This window comes from Dechloromonas agitata is5 (assembly GCF_000519045.1).
GTDB lineage: Bacteria > Pseudomonadota > Gammaproteobacteria > Burkholderiales > Rhodocyclaceae > Azonexus > Azonexus agitatus.
In genome coordinates this window covers 844895-860282 of record NZ_KI912532.1, presented here as the reverse complement: position 1 = coordinate 860282, position 15388 = coordinate 844895, and the positions used below count along the sequence as shown (strand labels likewise).

At 65.2% G+C, this 15388-nt stretch carries 13 protein-coding genes; 11 read left to right on the top strand and 2 right to left on the bottom strand.

Going from position 1 to position 15388, the window contains the following annotated elements:
• Nucleotides 1-79 precede the first annotated feature (79 nt).
• From def to htpX, 3 genes are read left to right on the top strand one after another with little or no spacing between them, the layout of a single operon-like run.
• Nucleotides 80-583, top strand: a complete 504-nt coding sequence (def, locus tag K420_RS0104280; protein WP_027456965.1) for a peptide deformylase — start codon at nt 80-82, stop codon at nt 581-583.
• Nucleotides 580-1503 (top strand): methionyl-tRNA formyltransferase, encoded by a 924-nt coding sequence (gene fmt / locus K420_RS0104275; protein ID WP_027456964.1) that lies wholly within the window; start codon nt 580-582, stop codon nt 1501-1503. The genes def and fmt overlap by 4 nt, the downstream gene beginning before the upstream one ends.
• A 59-nt stretch (nt 1504-1562) precedes the next feature.
• Complete coding sequence (htpX, locus tag K420_RS0104270) at nt 1563-2414, top strand: zinc metalloprotease HtpX (RefSeq protein ID WP_027456963.1); 852 nt, start codon at nt 1563-1565, stop codon at nt 2412-2414.
• Here the strand turns inward: htpX and K420_RS0104265 are convergent, their stop codons facing one another.
• Complete coding sequence (locus K420_RS0104265; protein WP_027456962.1) at nt 2415-2807, bottom strand: S-adenosylmethionine decarboxylase family protein; 393 nt, start codon at nt 2805-2807, stop codon at nt 2415-2417. It lies immediately after the preceding gene.
• Nucleotides 2808-2816: 9 nt separating this feature from the next.
• A complete protein-coding gene (locus K420_RS0104260; protein ID WP_027456961.1) occupies nt 2817-3704 on the bottom strand; it encodes a S1/P1 nuclease in 888 nt (295 codons plus the stop codon).
• A 34-nt stretch (nt 3705-3738) separates the two neighbouring features.
• Here K420_RS0104260 and rsmB point away from each other — a divergent pair, with 34 nt between their 5' ends.
• The 8 genes from rsmB to K420_RS0104220 all read left to right on the top strand — a co-directional run bounded on the left by rsmB (nt 3739) and on the right by K420_RS0104220 (nt 15382).
• Entirely contained in the window at nt 3739-4998 is a 1260-nt protein-coding gene (gene rsmB, locus K420_RS0104255; protein WP_035854509.1) for a 16S rRNA (cytosine(967)-C(5))-methyltransferase RsmB, read from the top strand.
• Nucleotides 4961-5584, top strand: a complete 624-nt coding sequence (locus K420_RS0104250) for a DUF4390 domain-containing protein (protein WP_027456959.1) — start codon at nt 4961-4963, stop codon at nt 5582-5584. Before rsmB ends, K420_RS0104250 begins: the two co-directional genes overlap by 38 nt.
• On the top strand, nt 5581-7737 hold the full coding sequence (locus K420_RS0104245; RefSeq protein WP_027456958.1) for a sensor histidine kinase: 2157 nt from the start codon (nt 5581-5583) through the stop codon (nt 7735-7737). The genes K420_RS0104250 and K420_RS0104245 overlap by 4 nt, the downstream gene beginning before the upstream one ends.
• Nucleotides 7715-8980 (top strand): sigma-54-dependent transcriptional regulator, encoded by a 1266-nt coding sequence (locus tag K420_RS0104240; RefSeq protein ID WP_027456957.1) that lies wholly within the window; start codon nt 7715-7717, stop codon nt 8978-8980. The genes K420_RS0104245 and K420_RS0104240 overlap by 23 nt, the downstream gene beginning before the upstream one ends.
• A gap of 59 nt (nt 8981-9039) precedes the next feature.
• Complete coding sequence (gene trkA, locus K420_RS0104235) at nt 9040-10473, top strand: Trk system potassium transporter TrkA (protein WP_027456956.1); 1434 nt, start codon at nt 9040-9042, stop codon at nt 10471-10473.
• A gap of 9 nt (nt 10474-10482) precedes the next feature.
• The gene (locus K420_RS0104230) at nt 10483-11937 is read left to right on the top strand and encodes a TrkH family potassium uptake protein (RefSeq protein WP_027456955.1); all 1455 of its coding nucleotides are present in this window, start codon (nt 10483-10485) and stop codon (nt 11935-11937) included.
• Nucleotides 11938-12030: 93 nt separating this feature from the next.
• A complete protein-coding gene (gene hemE / locus K420_RS0104225; protein WP_027456954.1) occupies nt 12031-13098 on the top strand; it encodes a uroporphyrinogen decarboxylase in 1068 nt (355 codons plus the stop codon).
• 301 nt (nt 13099-13399) lie between these two features.
• Entirely contained in the window at nt 13400-15382 is a 1983-nt protein-coding gene (locus K420_RS0104220; protein ID WP_027456953.1) for a primosomal protein N', read from the top strand.
• The last annotated feature ends 6 nt before the right edge of the window (nt 15383-15388 follow it).

Genomic DNA, 15388 nt, shown 5'->3' with positions numbered 1-15388 from the left:
TTGCGTTTGCATACCTCGGAATTGCTTTAGATTCTGCACGTAATAACCTAAGCGAGCAAGCTTTTATTCCATTTGAACCATGGCCCTCCTACCCATTTTGCGTTTTCCCGATCCGCGCCTGAAAAAGGTCGCGCAACCCGTAGCCAAGATCGATGACGGCATCCGGAAACTGGTCGCCGACATGGCCGAAACCATGTACGAGGCGCCCGGCATCGGGCTGGCGGCGACGCAGGTCGACGTGCACAAGCGCGTCGTGGTGATCGACGTCTCGGAAGAGAAGAACAACCTGCTGGCCTTCATCAACCCGACCCTGTCGCATTGCGAAGGGGCGCAGATCGGCGAGGAGGGCTGCCTGTCGGTGCCTGGCATCTACGACAAGGTCGAGCGGGCCGAGCGGGTGACCATCCACTATCAGGACCTCGACGGCAAGGAGCAGAAGATGGCGGCCGAAGGCCTGCTGGCGGTGTGCATCCAGCACGAGATCGATCACCTGGATGGCATCGTCTTCGTGGACCACCTGTCGCAACTGAAGCAGGGGCGGATCAAGAGCAAGCTGGCTAAGCAGGCGCGCGTCACGGCATGAAACTGATCTTTGCCGGGACGCCGGAATTCGCCTCTCAGGCGCTGTCGGCCATTGTCGCCGCCGGCCATCAGGTCGCCCTCGTGCTCACCCAGCCGGATCGTCCGGCTGGGCGTGGCATGGCGCTGCAGCCGTCAGCCGTCAAGAACGTGGCGCTGGCGCACGGTATCGAGGTCTTCCAGCCGCTGACCCTGAAGGATGCCGAGGCACAGGCGAAGATCGCCGCCGTAGGGGCCGAGGTCATGGTCGTGGCCGCCTATGGCCTGATCCTGCCGCAGGCGGTGCTCGACATGCCGCGTTTTGGCTGCATCAATATCCACGGTTCGCTGCTGCCGCGCTGGCGCGGTGCGGCACCGATCCAGCGCGCCTTGCTGGCTGGCGATGCGGAAACCGGCGTGTGCATCATGCAGATGGAAGCCGGGCTGGATACCGGGCCGGTCTTGTTGCGCGGTGCTTTGCCGATCGCAGCGACGGATACCACTGCCAGCCTGCACGATCGTCTGGCCGAGTTGGGTGCCCGTCTGTGCGTCGAGGCATTGGGCCAGTTGCCGCTGCCGGCCGAACCGCAACCGGGCGAGGGGGTGACCTACGCGCACAAGATCGAGAAGGCCGAGGCGGTGATCGATTGGACGAAATCGGCAGCCGAGCTGGATCGCCATATCCGGGCCTTCAATCCCTTCCCGGGGGCGCAGGCTTTGTTCGGCGGGCAGACTGTCAAGCTGTGGCAGGCAACGCCAGTGGCCGGCAGCGGCCCGGTCGGCAGCGTGCTGGCGGTGGACAAGAAACGGATCGTGATCGCCTGCGGCGAGGGTGCCCTGGCGGTGAGCGAATTGCAGAAAGCCGGCGGCAAGCGTCTGCCGGTGCAGCAATTCCTGGCCGGGCATCCGCTCAAGGTAGGCGACCGGTTCGACATCCCGGCTTGATTTTGCCGCGCTACGCCACCAGTTAACAGCTCTGGATAATCACCTGGCGGAGGTCAGCCATGTTCAACTGGGTTAAAACGGCGATTCTGATGGCCGCCATCATGGCGCTGTTCGGTATCGTCGGCGGGATGATCGGCGGCACATCCGGCATGCTGATGGCGCTGGCCTTCGGCGGTGCGATGAACCTGGTCTCCTACTGGTTCTCGGACAGCATGGTGTTGAAGATGTACAACGCCCAGCCGGTCGATGAAACCAGTGCGCCGCAGTTCTATGCCATGGTGCGCGAACTGGCCCGCCAGGCCGGACTGCCGATGCCGAAGGTGTACATCATCAACGAGGCGCAGCCCAATGCCTTTGCCACGGGGCGCAATCCGGAGCATGCGGCGGTGGCGGCGACGACCGGCATCATCCAGTTGCTGTCGGCGCGTGAACTGCGCGGCGTGATGGCCCACGAGCTGGCGCACGTCAAGCACCGCGACATCCTGATCTCGACCATCTCGGCGACCATGGCCGGTGCGATTTCGGCGCTGGCCAACTTCGCCATGTTCTTTGGCGGGCGCGACGAGAACGGACGCTCGGTGAATCCCGTTGTCGGCATTCTGGTCGCGATCCTCGCCCCGCTGGCGGCCAGCCTGATCCAGATGGCGATTTCCCGGGCTCGTGAATTCGAGGCCGATGCGGGTGGGGCGCAGATCAGCGGCGACCCCAACGCCCTGGCCGATGCCCTGGGCAAGATCCAGAGGTACGCCGAGGGGCGCATTCCGCTGGGGCCGGCCGAGGCTCACCCGGAAACGGCGCAGATGATGATCATCAACCCGCTGTCCGGCGGCGGTCTGCGCAGCCTTTTTTCGACCCACCCGGCGACCGAGGAGCGCATCGCCCGGTTGCGGGCGATGGGTGGCTGGGGCTGATCAGTCAGCCAGTGGTGAAGCGAGGTGGCCGCGTGCCACCTCTTTTTTTTCCACGATATCCGGCGCGAAGCGGCCGATGACTTCGGCGAACAGGGCCAGCGCCCGGCCGCTGTTGTCGCCGCTGAAATTGCAGACATAGACATCGAGCGTGACGGCCCCGATTTCCGGCCAGGTGTGGATGGCCAGATGCGATTCGGCCAGGACGACGGTGCCGGTGACGCCGGCCGGCTGGCCCTGAACATCACGGAAGGCATGGAACAGCCGGCCGACGACGGTCAGGCCGTGGCGCTGGCAGGCATCGGCGCAATAGGCTTCCAGCCCCGGGCCGTCGAGCAAGAGGCCCGGGGGACAACGGCAGTCATGCAGGTCGGCGATCAGGTGCAGTCCGTTCATGACGGAATTCTAGGGCGTTTCACGTGAAACGGTGTGGCTGAACATGCTGTCGAGCAGGCGGCCGAGGCGGTAGCCGGCTTCGACGATGCGCCGGTTGGCGGTGTCGCGGCTGGCGCGGTGGAAGGTGTCGCTGACCACGGGTAGCAAGCTGCCCGGTTCGGTGGGGTAGGCGCTATCGAGCAGCCGGTGGCTTTCCTCCCGCCACAGGGCGACATTGCCTTGCTCCGGCGCCGGGTAGCGTTCGAGCAGGCGGCGGGCGTTTTCTGCCAGACGTTTGCCGCGCAGCCAGGGCGGCCCGGGCAGGTCGTCCCAATACAGGTGCAGGCTGGAGAAAGGCAGGCGCTTGTTGAACGGGTTTTCGATCTCGACCGCGTTGCCGCCTTCGTCGCCATGCCGGCCGACGTGCAGCGGCTGGTGGATGTCGCCGACCAGATGCAACAGCCAGGGCAGGGCGTAGGTGATCTGCTCGGGCTGGCGGCTGGTTTTCAATTGCCGGGTGAGGCGCTCGATCCGGCTGTCCAGTTCGCCCGCCCGCACCCGCTCGTCGGTGTCGAGATCGATGTAATGCCAGCGCTTGTGGCGGGCGGTATCGGGCAGGCCGGGCAGGGGCTCGGTGGCCGGCTGGCGACCCTCGTCGTAAAACCGCGGGTCGTTGCGGATGTCGTCCGGCCAGGTCGCCGCCTCGGCGAACAGGGCGATGGGATCGGAGGAGCGGGCCCTGTCAGCCCAACGGGTGTGGTCGGGATGGCGGGCCAGATGGGCTGCGATGGTGTCGCGGGCGGCCGGCGACAGTTGTTGCCAGGCAATGACCGCGACCAGCCGGTGGCCGGCGGCATTCCAGGCGTACACGGGCAGGGAAGCGAGCAGGCAGAGCAGGGCGGGCAGCAATCGGCGCATGGCCGCATTATGCCCCGTGCGATAATCGTGGCCTATGTCCCGATTGCCGCTCAATTCCCTCGCCTACGCCTTGTTGCAGGCTGCCCGCATCGATGCTGCCGTGTTTGCCGGGCAGAGTCTGGCCGACGGCCTGCTCGGCCGGGTCGATCCGGTCGCCCGGCCAGCCGTGCAGGATCTTGTCTACGGCAGCCTGCGTGCCTACGGCCGGGGCGATTTCATGCTCTCCCGCCTGCTCGAGCGGCCGCTGGTAGTGGATGAAATCCGCGCCCTGTTGCTGGTTGCCCTCTACCGCATCGAAACCCGGCCGGAGGCGGTGCATACCGTGGTCGACCAGGCGGTTTTCGCCGCCGGCGAATTGCTGGGCGGCAAGTTCCGGGGTCTGGTCAATGGCGTGCTGCGCAATTTCTTGCGCCAGCAGGACGCCTTGGTGGCTGCTGTCGCTGCCGATCCGGTCGCTGCGGCGCAGCATCCGGACTGGTGGCTGGCGCAGCTGCAGGCGGCCTATCCTGCCGACTGGCAGCGCATCGTCGCGGCTGGCAACCAGCCGCCGCCGATGGGTTTGCGGGTCAATCTTCGGCAGACGACGCGCGACGCCTATCTCGTTCGCTTGCAGGCGGCCGGCATCGAAGCGCGACCGGTCGGCGAAGCCGGTCTTGCCCTGGCCCGACCGGTGGTGGTCGAGGCATTGCCTGATTTCGCCCAAGGTGCCGTTTCGGTCCAAGACCCCGGTGCGCAGCGGGCCGCCGAGTTGCTGGCTCCATCTGCCGGCAGCCGGGTGCTCGATGCTTGCGCTGCGCCGGGCGGCAAGACGGCGCATCTGCTGGAGCGGGGCGAGATGGATTTGCTGGCGCTTGACCTGAAGGCAGCGCGCTGCCGGCGCGTCGAGGAAAACCTGGCCCGACTACAGTTGCAGGCCGAAGTCAGGGTCGCCGATTGCGCCCAGCTGGCCGGCTGGTGGGATGGCCGCCCCTTCGATGCGGTGCTGGCCGATGTGCCATGCACGGCGAGCGGTGTCGTGCGCCGCAACCCGGACGCCAAGTGGCTGCGCCGCGAGGCGGACATTGCCAGCTTTGCCGCGGCGCAGGCGCGCATCCTCGATGCGCTGTGGCAGGTCCTTCGTCCCGGCGGTAAACTGCTTTACGCGACCTGCTCGGTTTTCCCGGCCGAAAACGGCGGGCAGATCGCCCGTTTCATCGAACGCCAGCCGCAGGCCCGTCCGTGCCACGAGGAACAGCTCTTACCGACTGCCGAACATGATGGCTTCTTCTACTGCCTGCTCGAGAAGCGCGCCTGAACGCCGGCTGGCCGTGTGCCTGCGGCGCTGGCTGCTGGCTCTCCTCGTCCTGCCTTTCCTCGCTTGGGCGGCTGAAATCGAGGTCACGAATCCGCAGCTGCAGCCGGTCGACGACGGCTATGTGCTGTCGGCCGATTTCAAGTTCGATCTCAACCCGCGCCTGGAGGAAGCGGTGACCAAGGGGGTTGTGCTGCATTTCATCGCCGATTTTGAATTGACCCGCAAGCGCTGGTACTGGCTGGATGAAAAGCTGGCGGCACGCAACCAGACCTACCGCCTGTCCTACCACGCGCTGACCCGGCAGTACCGGCTGTCCACCGGCGGTCTGCACCAGTCCTTCACGACCCTGAGCGAGGCGGTGCTGGTTCTTTCCCGCCTGCGCAACTGGCTGGTCATCGAGCGCAGCGACAAGGGCGTCAAGCCGGGCGAAACCTACGATGCGGCCGTCCGCCTGCGTCTCGACGTGGCGCAGTTGCCGCGGCCGTTCCAGATCACGGCGCTGGGCAACAAGGACTGGAGCCTGTCCTCCGACTGGAAGTCCTGGCCGGCCGACCTGGCACCCTTGCCGACGGCGGAGGCCAAGTGAAACGTTTCGTCGCAGCCGGTGGCGCTTTCGCGGCGGCAGTCGGCGGCATCCTGTGGTTCTTGCTGCTGATCTCCACAGCGGCGGATACCGTGCTGTTCTCGCGCAATTATCCGCTGCTCGTCGCGCTCAACGTCGTGCTGGCGCTCGCCATGCTTGCCCTGGTTGGTTGGCAGTTGCGCACCCTGTGGCGCGACTACCAGGCCCAGGTTTTCGGCGCCCGCCTCAAGCTGCGCCTGATGCTGATGTTCGGGGTCATCGCCGTGTTGCCCGGGGCGTTGGTCTATGGCGTTTCGGTGCAGTTCGTTACCCGTTCGATCGAGAGCTGGTTCGACGTCCGCGTCGAGAAAGCGCTCGAATCCGGCCTGCAGCTCGGCCGTTCGGCCCTTGACTCCCTGCTGGCTGACCTTGGCGAGAAGGGGCGCAGCATGGCCAGCGAATTGTCCGACATCCAGGAAGCCTCGCGCCGTTCCGCCCTGCTGCGCCTGCGGGAAGAGAAAGGCGTCCAGACGGCCGCCCTGTTCTCGGTCGGCGGCCAGTTGCTGTCGAGTGCAACCGGCGAGCTCGCCAACCTGATGCCCGATCTGCCCGACCAGGCGCAGCTCAAGGCGGCGCGCAACAGCCGTTCGATCGGTAGCGTCGAAGGCGAGGGCGGCAAGCTCTACCTGCGCGTGCTGGTCCCGGTATCGGCTCGCGACATGTTTGAAGAGCCGCGCATCCTGCAGCTGACGCAACCGGTGCCGGCCGCGCTGGCGGACGATGCCGAAGCCGTGCAGGGTGTCTATCGCGATTACCAGGAGTTGCAACTGGCGCGCGAGGGTCTGACCCGTATCTACGCGCTGACCCTGACCCTGACCGTACTCGTCGCCTTGTTCAGCGCCTTTGCGCTGGCCTACCTGATGGCCCGCCGCCTCGCCGCGCCGCTCTACATCCTGGCCGAAGGCACGCAAGCCGTGGCGCAGGGCGACTTCTCGCCGCGCCAGGCGATCTACAGCGGTGACGAACTGGGCGTCCTGACCCAGTCCTTCAACCGCATGACCCGCCAGCTCGACGAGGCGCGGCGCGACACCGAGCGGCACCGGGCGGAAGTGGAGTCGGCGCGCGGCTATCTCGAGTCGATCCTGGCCAACCTGTCCACCGGCGTGCTGGTTTTCGACCGCCGTTTCGTGCTGCGCACGGTGAACGAGGGCGCGCTGACCATCCTCAACGACGATTTCGAAGGTGTGGTCAGTGTCGCGGTCGATGAATGGCCGCGCCAGCAGGTACTGGGCGCCTTCATTCGCGAACAGTTCGCGGCGACCGAGGAAAACGAGTGGCAGGCCCAGCTCGAACTGGAGCGCCCGAACGGCATGCCGCAGGTGCTGCTGCTGCGCGGCTCGCGCCTGCCGGAAAGCAGCGGGGGCGGTGATGTCGTGGTTTTTGACGACGTGACCCGGCTGATCGCCGCCCAGCGCAGTGCCGCCTGGGGCGAGGTGGCCCGCCGCCTGGCGCACGAGATCAAGAATCCGCTGACACCGATCCAGCTTTCCGCCGAACGCCTGCAACTCAAGCTGGCCGACAAGCTGGCCAATGGCGACGCCGACATGCTGGCGCGCGGCACGCAGACCATCATCAACCAGGTGCAGGCGATGAAGCGCATGGTCGACGATTTCCGCGATTACGCCCGCCTGCCGACGCCGGTGGTCGCTCCACTCGATCTCAACGAACTGATCCGCGAAGTGCTTGGCCTGTATGAAAGTTCATCAGCCGCCATCGACACCGAGCTGGCCGGCGATCTCGGCCCGGTCCTCGGCGACGCGACGCAGTTGCGGCAGATCATCCACAACCTGTTGCGCAATGCCGAGGATGCGCTGGAGGGGCGCGACGACGCCCGGATCGTCATCCGCACCGCGCGCGGGCTGCGCCATGCCTGGCTGACGATCGCCGACAACGGCCCGGGTTTTCCGGTCGAGCTGCTGCCGCGCATCTTCGAACCTTACGTCACCACCAAGGCCCGTGGCACCGGCCTTGGCCTGCCCATCGTCAAGAAGATTGTCGAGGAACACCAGGGCAGCATCGAAATCAGCAATGCACCGGAGGGCGGCGCGCGGATCGTTATCCGCCTGCCCCTGGTGAAAGAGGAGGAAGCCAAAAATGGCCATCATTCTGGTCGTTGACGACGAAGTCGGTATCCGCGAACTGCTGTCGGAAATCCTGATCGACGAGGGTTACGACGTGCGGCTGGCGGAAAACGCCACGGCCGCACGCCAGGTGCGCAATGAACTGCGCCCCGATTTGGTTCTGCTCGACATCTGGATGCCGGATACGGATGGCATTTCGCTGCTCAAGGAGTGGCACGCCGCCGGCCATCTCAACATGCCGGTGGTCATGATGTCCGGCCACGGCACCATCGATACGGCGGTCGAGGCGACGCGCTTTGGCGCCTTCGATTTCCTCGAGAAGCCGATCGCCCTGCAGAAATTGCTGTCTACCGTGCAGAAGGCTCTCAAGCACGACAAGCCGCCGGTTCGCCCGGCGCTGACGCTGGAGGCTTTCTCGCGCTCGGCCTTCGTCAAGGAATTCAGGCGCCGTCTGGAGCAGGCGGCGGCCAAGGCGCCCGTGCTGCTCATCAAGGGCGCCAATGGCGGCATGGCGGAAATCTGCGCTCGTACGCTGCAGCCGCCGCGGGCGCCCTGGCTCGACCTGTCGGCAGTGAGCAGCGCACTGACCCAGGAGATGCTCGAGAAGATCAGCGGCGGCATCCTGTTCGTGCCGGACCTCGGTGTGCTCGGCAAGATGCAGCAGATGAACCTGGCCTTCGCCGTCGACCGGCTGGAGAAGCTGCACCTGCAACTGGTGGCAGCCACTGTCGCGCCGCTCTCGGCCCTGGCCGAGGCAGGCTGGGACAGCAAGCTGCTCGCCCGCCTGGGTGAAGTCTGGGTGGCGATGCCGTCGCTCGCCGGCCACGGCGACGAGCTGCCGGAGATCGCCGGCCTGTTGCTCGGCAACTTTGTCGCGCGGGGCGAGGTGCCGCTGCGCCATTTCTCGACCGCCGCCCTCAATACGCTGCGTTCGCTACCCTGGAAGCGCCAGCCGGAATCGAGCTGGAGCGACCTTTACGCGCTCGTCCGCAATCTGGCGCTGACTGCGCTGGATGAGGAAATCAGTGCCGACGACGTGTTGCGCGTGATGCCGCAGGAGGCCGTCGACCGGCCCGAATCGCTGTCCCTGCTGCCGCTCTTCGACCAGCCCTTGCGCGAGGCCCGCGATGCCTTCGAGAAGATGTATTTCGAGCATCACCTGCGACTCGAAGGCGGCAACATGACCAAGCTGGCCGAACGCTCCGGCCTGGAGCGGACGCACCTGTATCGCAAACTGAAACAACTGGACGTCAAGCTCGGCAAGCGGGGCGAGGAATAGCCTGAGCGGTGCCCGGTCCCGTCGGGGGACGGCCGGGCGGACGATGGGAGGAGAGGGGCATGAAAGTCATCATTCTGGGGGCCGGCCAGGTCGGCGCCAGCGTGGCGGAGGGGCTGGTCTCGGAAGAGAACGACATCACCGTGGTCGATAGCGATGGTGCGCGCCTGATGCGCCTGCAGGACAAATTCGACTTGCGCGCCGTGGTCGGCAATGCCGCGACGCCCAGCGTACTGCGCCAGGCCGGGGCCGAGGATGCCGACATGATCATCGCCGTGACGCAGAGCGACCAGACCAACCTGGTCGCCTGCAAGCTGGCACAAAGCGTCTTCAACGTGCCGACCCGCATCGCCCGGTTGCGTTCGCGCGATTTCCTGGAAGACGACAGCCTACTGTCGGTAGACAATTTTGCTGTCGATTTCGCCCTGTGCCCGGAACAGGTCATCACCGACTACATCCGCCGCCTAATCGAATTTCCGGAAGCCCTGCAGGTGCTCAATTTCGCCAAGGGGCGGGTTGCCCTGGTCGCCGTGCGCGCCTACGAAGGCGGCATGCTGGTCGGCAAGGCGATCAAGGAGATGCGCGAGCATCTGCCGCCCGACATGGATGCCCGCATCGCCGCCATCTTCCGTCACGACCAGCCGGTTTTCCCGGAAGGCGACACGATCGTCGAGGCGGGCGACGAAGTCTTCCTGCTTGCCGCGGCCGAGCATATCCGGCCGGTGCTGCGCCAGTTGCGGCGGATGATGACGCCGGTCGAGCGCATCATGATCGCCGGTGGCGGCAACATCGGGCTGCGCCTGGCCAAGGTGTTGGAGGAACGCTACGAGATCAAGCTCATCGAAGGGCGCCAGGAGCGCGCCGAGTTGATCGCCAATGAACTGAACAACTGTCTGGTCCTGCACGGTGACGCCACCGACGAAGAACTCCTGGAGCAGGAAAACATCGGCGAGATGGATCTCTTCCTCGCGGTGACCAATGACGACGAAGATAACATCATGGCCGGCAGCCTGGCCAAGCGGCTGGGCAGCAAGCGCGTGGTGGCGTTGATCAATCGCCGGGCCTACGCCGACATGATCGAGGGGGGGCCGATCGACATCGGCATCTCGCCGGCCCAGGTGTCGATCGGCACCTTGCTCGCCCATGTTCGGCAGGGCGACGTGGCGGAAGTGCACTCGCTGCGCCGGGGCGCTGCCGAAGCGCTGGAACTGGTGGCGCATGGCGATGCCAAGACCTCGAAGATTGTCGGCAAACGCATCGGCGACATCGACTGGCCGCATGGCGTGACGGTCGCCGCCCTGGTCCGCAATTTCGACCAGGCCGTGGTGATCGGCCATACCGATGACTGGACGGCGATCACCCGTCATGGCGAGGTGGTCATCGCTCACCACGATACGGTGATCCAGGCCGGGGACCACGTGATCGTCTTCTGCACGCGCAAGAAGCTGGTCAAGAAGGTCGAAAAGCTGTTCCAGGTCGGCTTCCATTTCCTGTAAGGGGCAGCCATGACACGTTTTGCCCCGGTATACCGCGCGCTGGGCATGGTCGTCATGCTCTTTGGCCTGACCATGCTGGCGCCGCTGATCCTCTCCTACGTCGTCGACGATGGCGCCCAGACGGCCTATGACGAGGCTTTCGGACTGACCATGCTGAGCGGCCTTTTCCTGTGGTACCGCTACCGGCGCTGCAAGCGTGAATTGGCCATCCGCGACGGCTTCCTGATGGTTGTCCTGGTGTGGACCGTGCTGCCGGCCTTCGCCGCGCTGCCCTACATGCTGCAACTCGGTCTGACCCACACCGATGCCTATTTCGAAGCGGTTTCCGGCCTGACCGCGACCGGCGCAACCGTGCTCTCCGGGCTCGACACCCTGCCCATGTCGATCAACCTGTGGCGCCACCTGACCATGTGGTTCGGCGGCATGGGGTTGATCGTGCTGGCCGTCGCCATCCTGCCGCTGCTCGGGATCGGTGGCCGGCAGATGCTGCTGGCCGAAGTGCCCGGGCCGATGAAGGACACCCGGATGACGCCGCGCATCGCCGAAACGGCCAAGGGGCTCTGGCTGGTCTATATCGGCATCACCGTGTTGTGCATCCTGGCCTACCGCTGGGCCGGCATGGGCTGGTTCGATGCCGTCTGCCACACCTTTTCGACCGTCTCGCTGGGCGGCTTTTCGACACACGATGCGAGCATCGGGCATTTCGCATCGGCCCAGGTCGAATACGTCGCGATCGTTTTCATGCTCTTTTCCGGCATCAACTACGCCACCCATTTCCTGGCCTTGAGCGGGCGCTCCCTGCGCAGCTATCTGCACGATGTCGAAGCCGCCTGGTTCGTCGGCACCCTGTTGCTCAGTGCGATGATCATCGCAAACTACATCTGGAAGGACGGCGTTTTCCAGGACATGGACCACGCCTTCCGCAGTGCGCTGTTCCACGTCATTTCCGTGGCGACGACGACCGGTTATGCGACGACCGACTACGGCCAGTGGCCGATGTTCGCCGCACTGTGGATGCTCTTCCTGTGCAGTTTCGCGACCAGCGCCGGGTCGACCGGCGGCGGCATCAAGATGGTTCGCGCCCTGCTGCTCTACAAGCAGGTCTATCGCGAACTGTTGCGCGCCATGCATCCGGCGGCGGTCTACCACGTCCGTATCGGCGGCAAGGTGGCCACCCAGCCACTGCTGTTTGCCGTGCTCGCCTTCGGCTTCATCTACATCGTGTGCATCGTGTCGCTGACCCTGCTCATGGCCTTTACCGGGCTCGATATCGTGACGGCCTTCAGCGCCGTCGTCGCCAGCATCAACAACACCGGCCCCGGTCTGGGCCAGGTCGGTCCGGCGACCACCTACGCCGTGCTGGAGGATTTCCAGACCTGGATCTGCATTTTCGCCATGCTGCTCGGCCGCCTGGAAATCTTCACGCTGCTCGTTGTGCTGACCCCGGCCTTCTGGCGCAAGTAGGCCATATCGTTTTTTCCTGATCCAGCACAAGTGACCGCGAGGGGGTAAAGTCGGATAATGCCGGTTTCCCCATTTTTTCAGGCGGAGCCCGACGTGAGCCGACCCAAGAACGATACTTTCCTGCGTGCCCTGTTGAAGGAGCCGACCGAATACACCCCGCTCTGGCTGATGCGCCAGGCTGGCCGTTACCTGCCGGAGTACTGCGAAACCCGCAAGCGGGCCGGCAATTTCCTGAACCTGTGCAAGTCGCCGGCCATGGCCTGCGAGGTGACGCTGCAACCGCTGGCCCGTTATGACCTCGACGCCGCCATCCTGTTCTCCGACATCCTGACCGTGCCGGACGCCATGGGCCTCGGCCTCTATTTCGCCGAAGGCGAGGGGCCGCGCTTCGAGCGTCCGTTGCGCGAGGAATGGGCGATCAACAACCTGACCGCGCCGGACCCCTACGAGCATCTCGGCTATGTGATGGATGCCGTTTCCGAAATCCGCCGGGCGCTGGACAACTCGGTGCCGCTGATCGGCTTTTCCGGCAGCCCCTACACGTTGGCCTGCTACATGGTCGAGGGCCAGGGTTCGAGTGACTTCCGCCATATCAAGGGCATGCTCTACAACCGCCCGGATCTGCTGCACCGCATCCTGTCAGTGACCGCCGATGCCGTGACCAGTTACCTGAACGCCCAGATCGACTGCGGCGCCCAGGCCGTGATGATTTTCGACACCTGGGGCGGTTCGCTCTCCAACGCCGCCTACGAAGAGTTTTCGCTGCAGTACATGCAGCGCATCGTCGCCGGCCTGAAGAAGGAAAAGGACGGCCAGCGCATTCCGAGCATCGTGTTCACCAAGAACGGTGGCCTGTGGCTGGAAAAGATCGCTGCCATCGGCTGCGATGCAGTCGGCCTGGACTGGACCATCGACATTGGCGAAGCCCGCCGTCGCGTTGGCGACAAGGTGGCGCTGCAGGGCAACCTGGATCCAAATGTGCTGTTCGCGGCGCCGGAAATCGTCGCCGCCGAGGCGAAGAAGGTGCTCGACAGCTTCGGTGCGGGCAATACCGGCCATGTTTTCAACCTCGGCCACGGCATTTCTCAGTTTACGCCGCCGGAAAGCGTCACAGCGCTGGTCGAGACTGTGCACGCACACAGCCGTCTATTACGTAAGTAATATCCATAAGGGGCTGGCAAAGCTTGACTTATGCACAGAGTTTTGCCAGTTACCCCAAAAATCACGGCAAAAAGCCTTGACAGCGTTGTGATTATTTAACTTCATGATTTTATTGGGTTTTGTGCTTTGCTCAATATTTCGGCAGAGTAACAAACTCCTTACCGGACCGTGACTTAGCGCAAGCGCCCCGAAGTAATTCACAAAGTTATCCACAGTTTTTGTGGACAACTCCCAAAGCCGTCCATCGTGAATCGAACCAGCCTGTTTTTCCGGAGAAATGACGGCTTCGGCCGCTGAGTCCATGCCCGTCTTGCGCGTCGCCCTCGATTTGCCCCTGCATCGCCTGTTCGACTATGTCGTGGCGTCGGCCAGCGCACAGGATGTCGGTTTGCGCGTCCGGGTGCCGTTCGGCCGGGGCGAAAAGCTGGGGGTCATTGTCGAGGTGGCGAGCGACAGCGACTGGCCGCTCGAGCAACTCAAGCCGGCCGGCGAAATCCTGCGCGATCTGCCCCCGCTACCGGAGGATTTCTTCCGGCTTTGCCGGTTTGCCAGTGCTTACTACCAGGCGGCGCTTGGTGAAGTGATCCTGCAGGCCTTGCCGGGGGGCCTCAAACGCCTCGATCCGCCGGACCGGCGCAACGCCCGGGCCGGCAAGCTGCCGCCGCCGATCGAGCCGCCGCAGCTGACCGACGAGCAGGCGAGGGCGGTGGATGCCGTCGATCCAGCCGCCGGCTTCACCGCCAGCCTGCTGCATGGCGTGACCGGCAGCGGCAAGACCGAGGTTTATCTGCGCCTGATCGACAAGGCGCTGGCGCTCGGCAAGCAGGTCCTGCTGCTGGTGCCGGAAATCAACCTGACGCCGCAGCTCGAGGGCCGGGTCCGCGCCCGCTTTCCGGAGGCCGGCGTCGTGTCCTTGCACAGCGAACTGGCCGAGGCGGCACGCGAGCGCAACTGGCGGGCGGCCTTCTCCGGGCAGGCGAATATCGTGCTCGGCACCCGGCTGGCCATCTTCACGCCCATGCCGCGCCTCGGGCTGATCGTGGTGGATGAGGAGCACGATCCGTCCTTCAAGCAGCAGGACGGCATGCGCTATTCGGCGCGCGATGTGGCGGTTTTCCGGGCTCACCAACTGGGCATTCCGGTCCTGCTGGGTTCGGCGACGCCGTCGCTCGAATCCTGGGCCAATGCCCAAGGGAAACGCTACCGGCTGCTCAGCCTGCATGAGCGGGCCAATCCGGAGGCGACGCTGCCTACGGTCAAGATCCTCGATACGCGGCGCATCGCGCTCAAGGAAGGGGTCAGCGAGCCGCTGATCGCCGCCATCCAGGCACGCCTGGAGCGTGGTGAACAGAGCCTGGTCTTCCTGAATCGCCGCGGCTACGCGCCGGTGCTGGCCTGCCCGGCCTGCGGCTGGGTGTCGCGCTGCAAGCGCTGCGCCGCCAACCTGGTGCTGCACCTGGCCGACCGTCGCCTGCGCTGTCATCACTGCGGCTTCGAGCATGGCATTCCCAAGGCCTGCCTGACTTGCGGCAACCAGGACATCCACCCGTTTGGCCGTGGTACGCAGCGCCTGGAAAGCTGGCTTCAGGAGCAATTCCCGGAAGCCCGCATCCTGCGCGTCGACCGCGACGCCGTGAAAAGCCGCAAGCAGTGGGAGGCCGTGCTCGAACGCATCCATGGCGGCGAGGCCGACATCCTGGTCGGTACGCAAATGTTGGCCAAGGGCCACGATTTCCCCAAGCTGACCCTGGTCGGCATCCTCGGTGCCGATTCGGCGCTGTTCGCCGCTGACTGCCGCGCGCCGGAGCGTCTCTTTGCCCAGCTGATGCAGGTCGCCGGCCGCGCCGGGCGGGCCGAACTGAAGGGCGAGGTGCTGATTCAGACGCAATACCCCGATCACCCGCTGTTTGCCGCCGTAGTCGCCCACGATTACGCCGGCTTTGCCGCCGGGCAGCTCAAGGAGCGCGAGCAGGCCGGTTTCCCGCCCTATGCCTTCCAGGCCATGCTGCGGGCTGAAGCGCCCCAGATGGCCGACGCCATCGCCTTCCTGAAGGCAGCTGCGGCGCTACCGGAGGTTGCCGGGCACGCCAACGTGTTGATCTACGATCCGGTACCGATGCGCATGGCCCGCCTGGCCAATCTGGAGCGCGGCCAGTTGCTGGCGGAATCGCCGTCGCGCCCCGCCCTGCAAGCCTTCCTGCCGCAGTGGCGGGAGGCCATCGCGGGCCTCAAGGCGCCCTCGAAGCTGCGCTGGCACATCGAGGTCGATCCGCTGGAGTTCTGAGGGCAG

Bases quoted from the DNA above. Each gene is read 5' to 3' on its own strand.
- htpX (WP_027456963.1), top strand. From the start codon at position 1,563: ATGTTCAACTGGGTTAAAACGGCGATTCTGATGGCCGCCATCATGGCG.
- rsmB (WP_035854509.1), top strand. From the start codon at position 3,739: ATGTCCCGATTGCCGCTCAATTCCCTCGCCTACGCCTTGTTGCAGGCT.
- K420_RS0104220 (WP_027456953.1), top strand. From the start codon at position 13,400: ATGCCCGTCTTGCGCGTCGCCCTCGATTTGCCCCTGCATCGCCTGTTC.
- fmt (WP_027456964.1), top strand. From the start codon at position 580: ATGAAACTGATCTTTGCCGGGACGCCGGAATTCGCCTCTCAGGCGCTG.
- K420_RS0104265 (WP_027456962.1), bottom strand. From the start codon at position 2,807: ATGAACGGACTGCACCTGATCGCCGACCTGCATGACTGCCGTTGTCCC.
- K420_RS0104250 (WP_027456959.1), top strand. From the start codon at position 4,961: ATGGCTTCTTCTACTGCCTGCTCGAGAAGCGCGCCTGAACGCCGGCTG.
- K420_RS0104240 (WP_027456957.1), top strand. From the start codon at position 7,715: ATGGCCATCATTCTGGTCGTTGACGACGAAGTCGGTATCCGCGAACTG.
- K420_RS0104260 (WP_027456961.1), bottom strand. From the start codon at position 3,704: ATGCGCCGATTGCTGCCCGCCCTGCTCTGCCTGCTCGCTTCCCTGCCC.
- trkA (WP_027456956.1), top strand. From the start codon at position 9,040: ATGAAAGTCATCATTCTGGGGGCCGGCCAGGTCGGCGCCAGCGTGGCG.
- K420_RS0104230 (WP_027456955.1), top strand. From the start codon at position 10,483: ATGACACGTTTTGCCCCGGTATACCGCGCGCTGGGCATGGTCGTCATG.
- def (WP_027456965.1), top strand. From the start codon at position 80: ATGGCCCTCCTACCCATTTTGCGTTTTCCCGATCCGCGCCTGAAAAAG.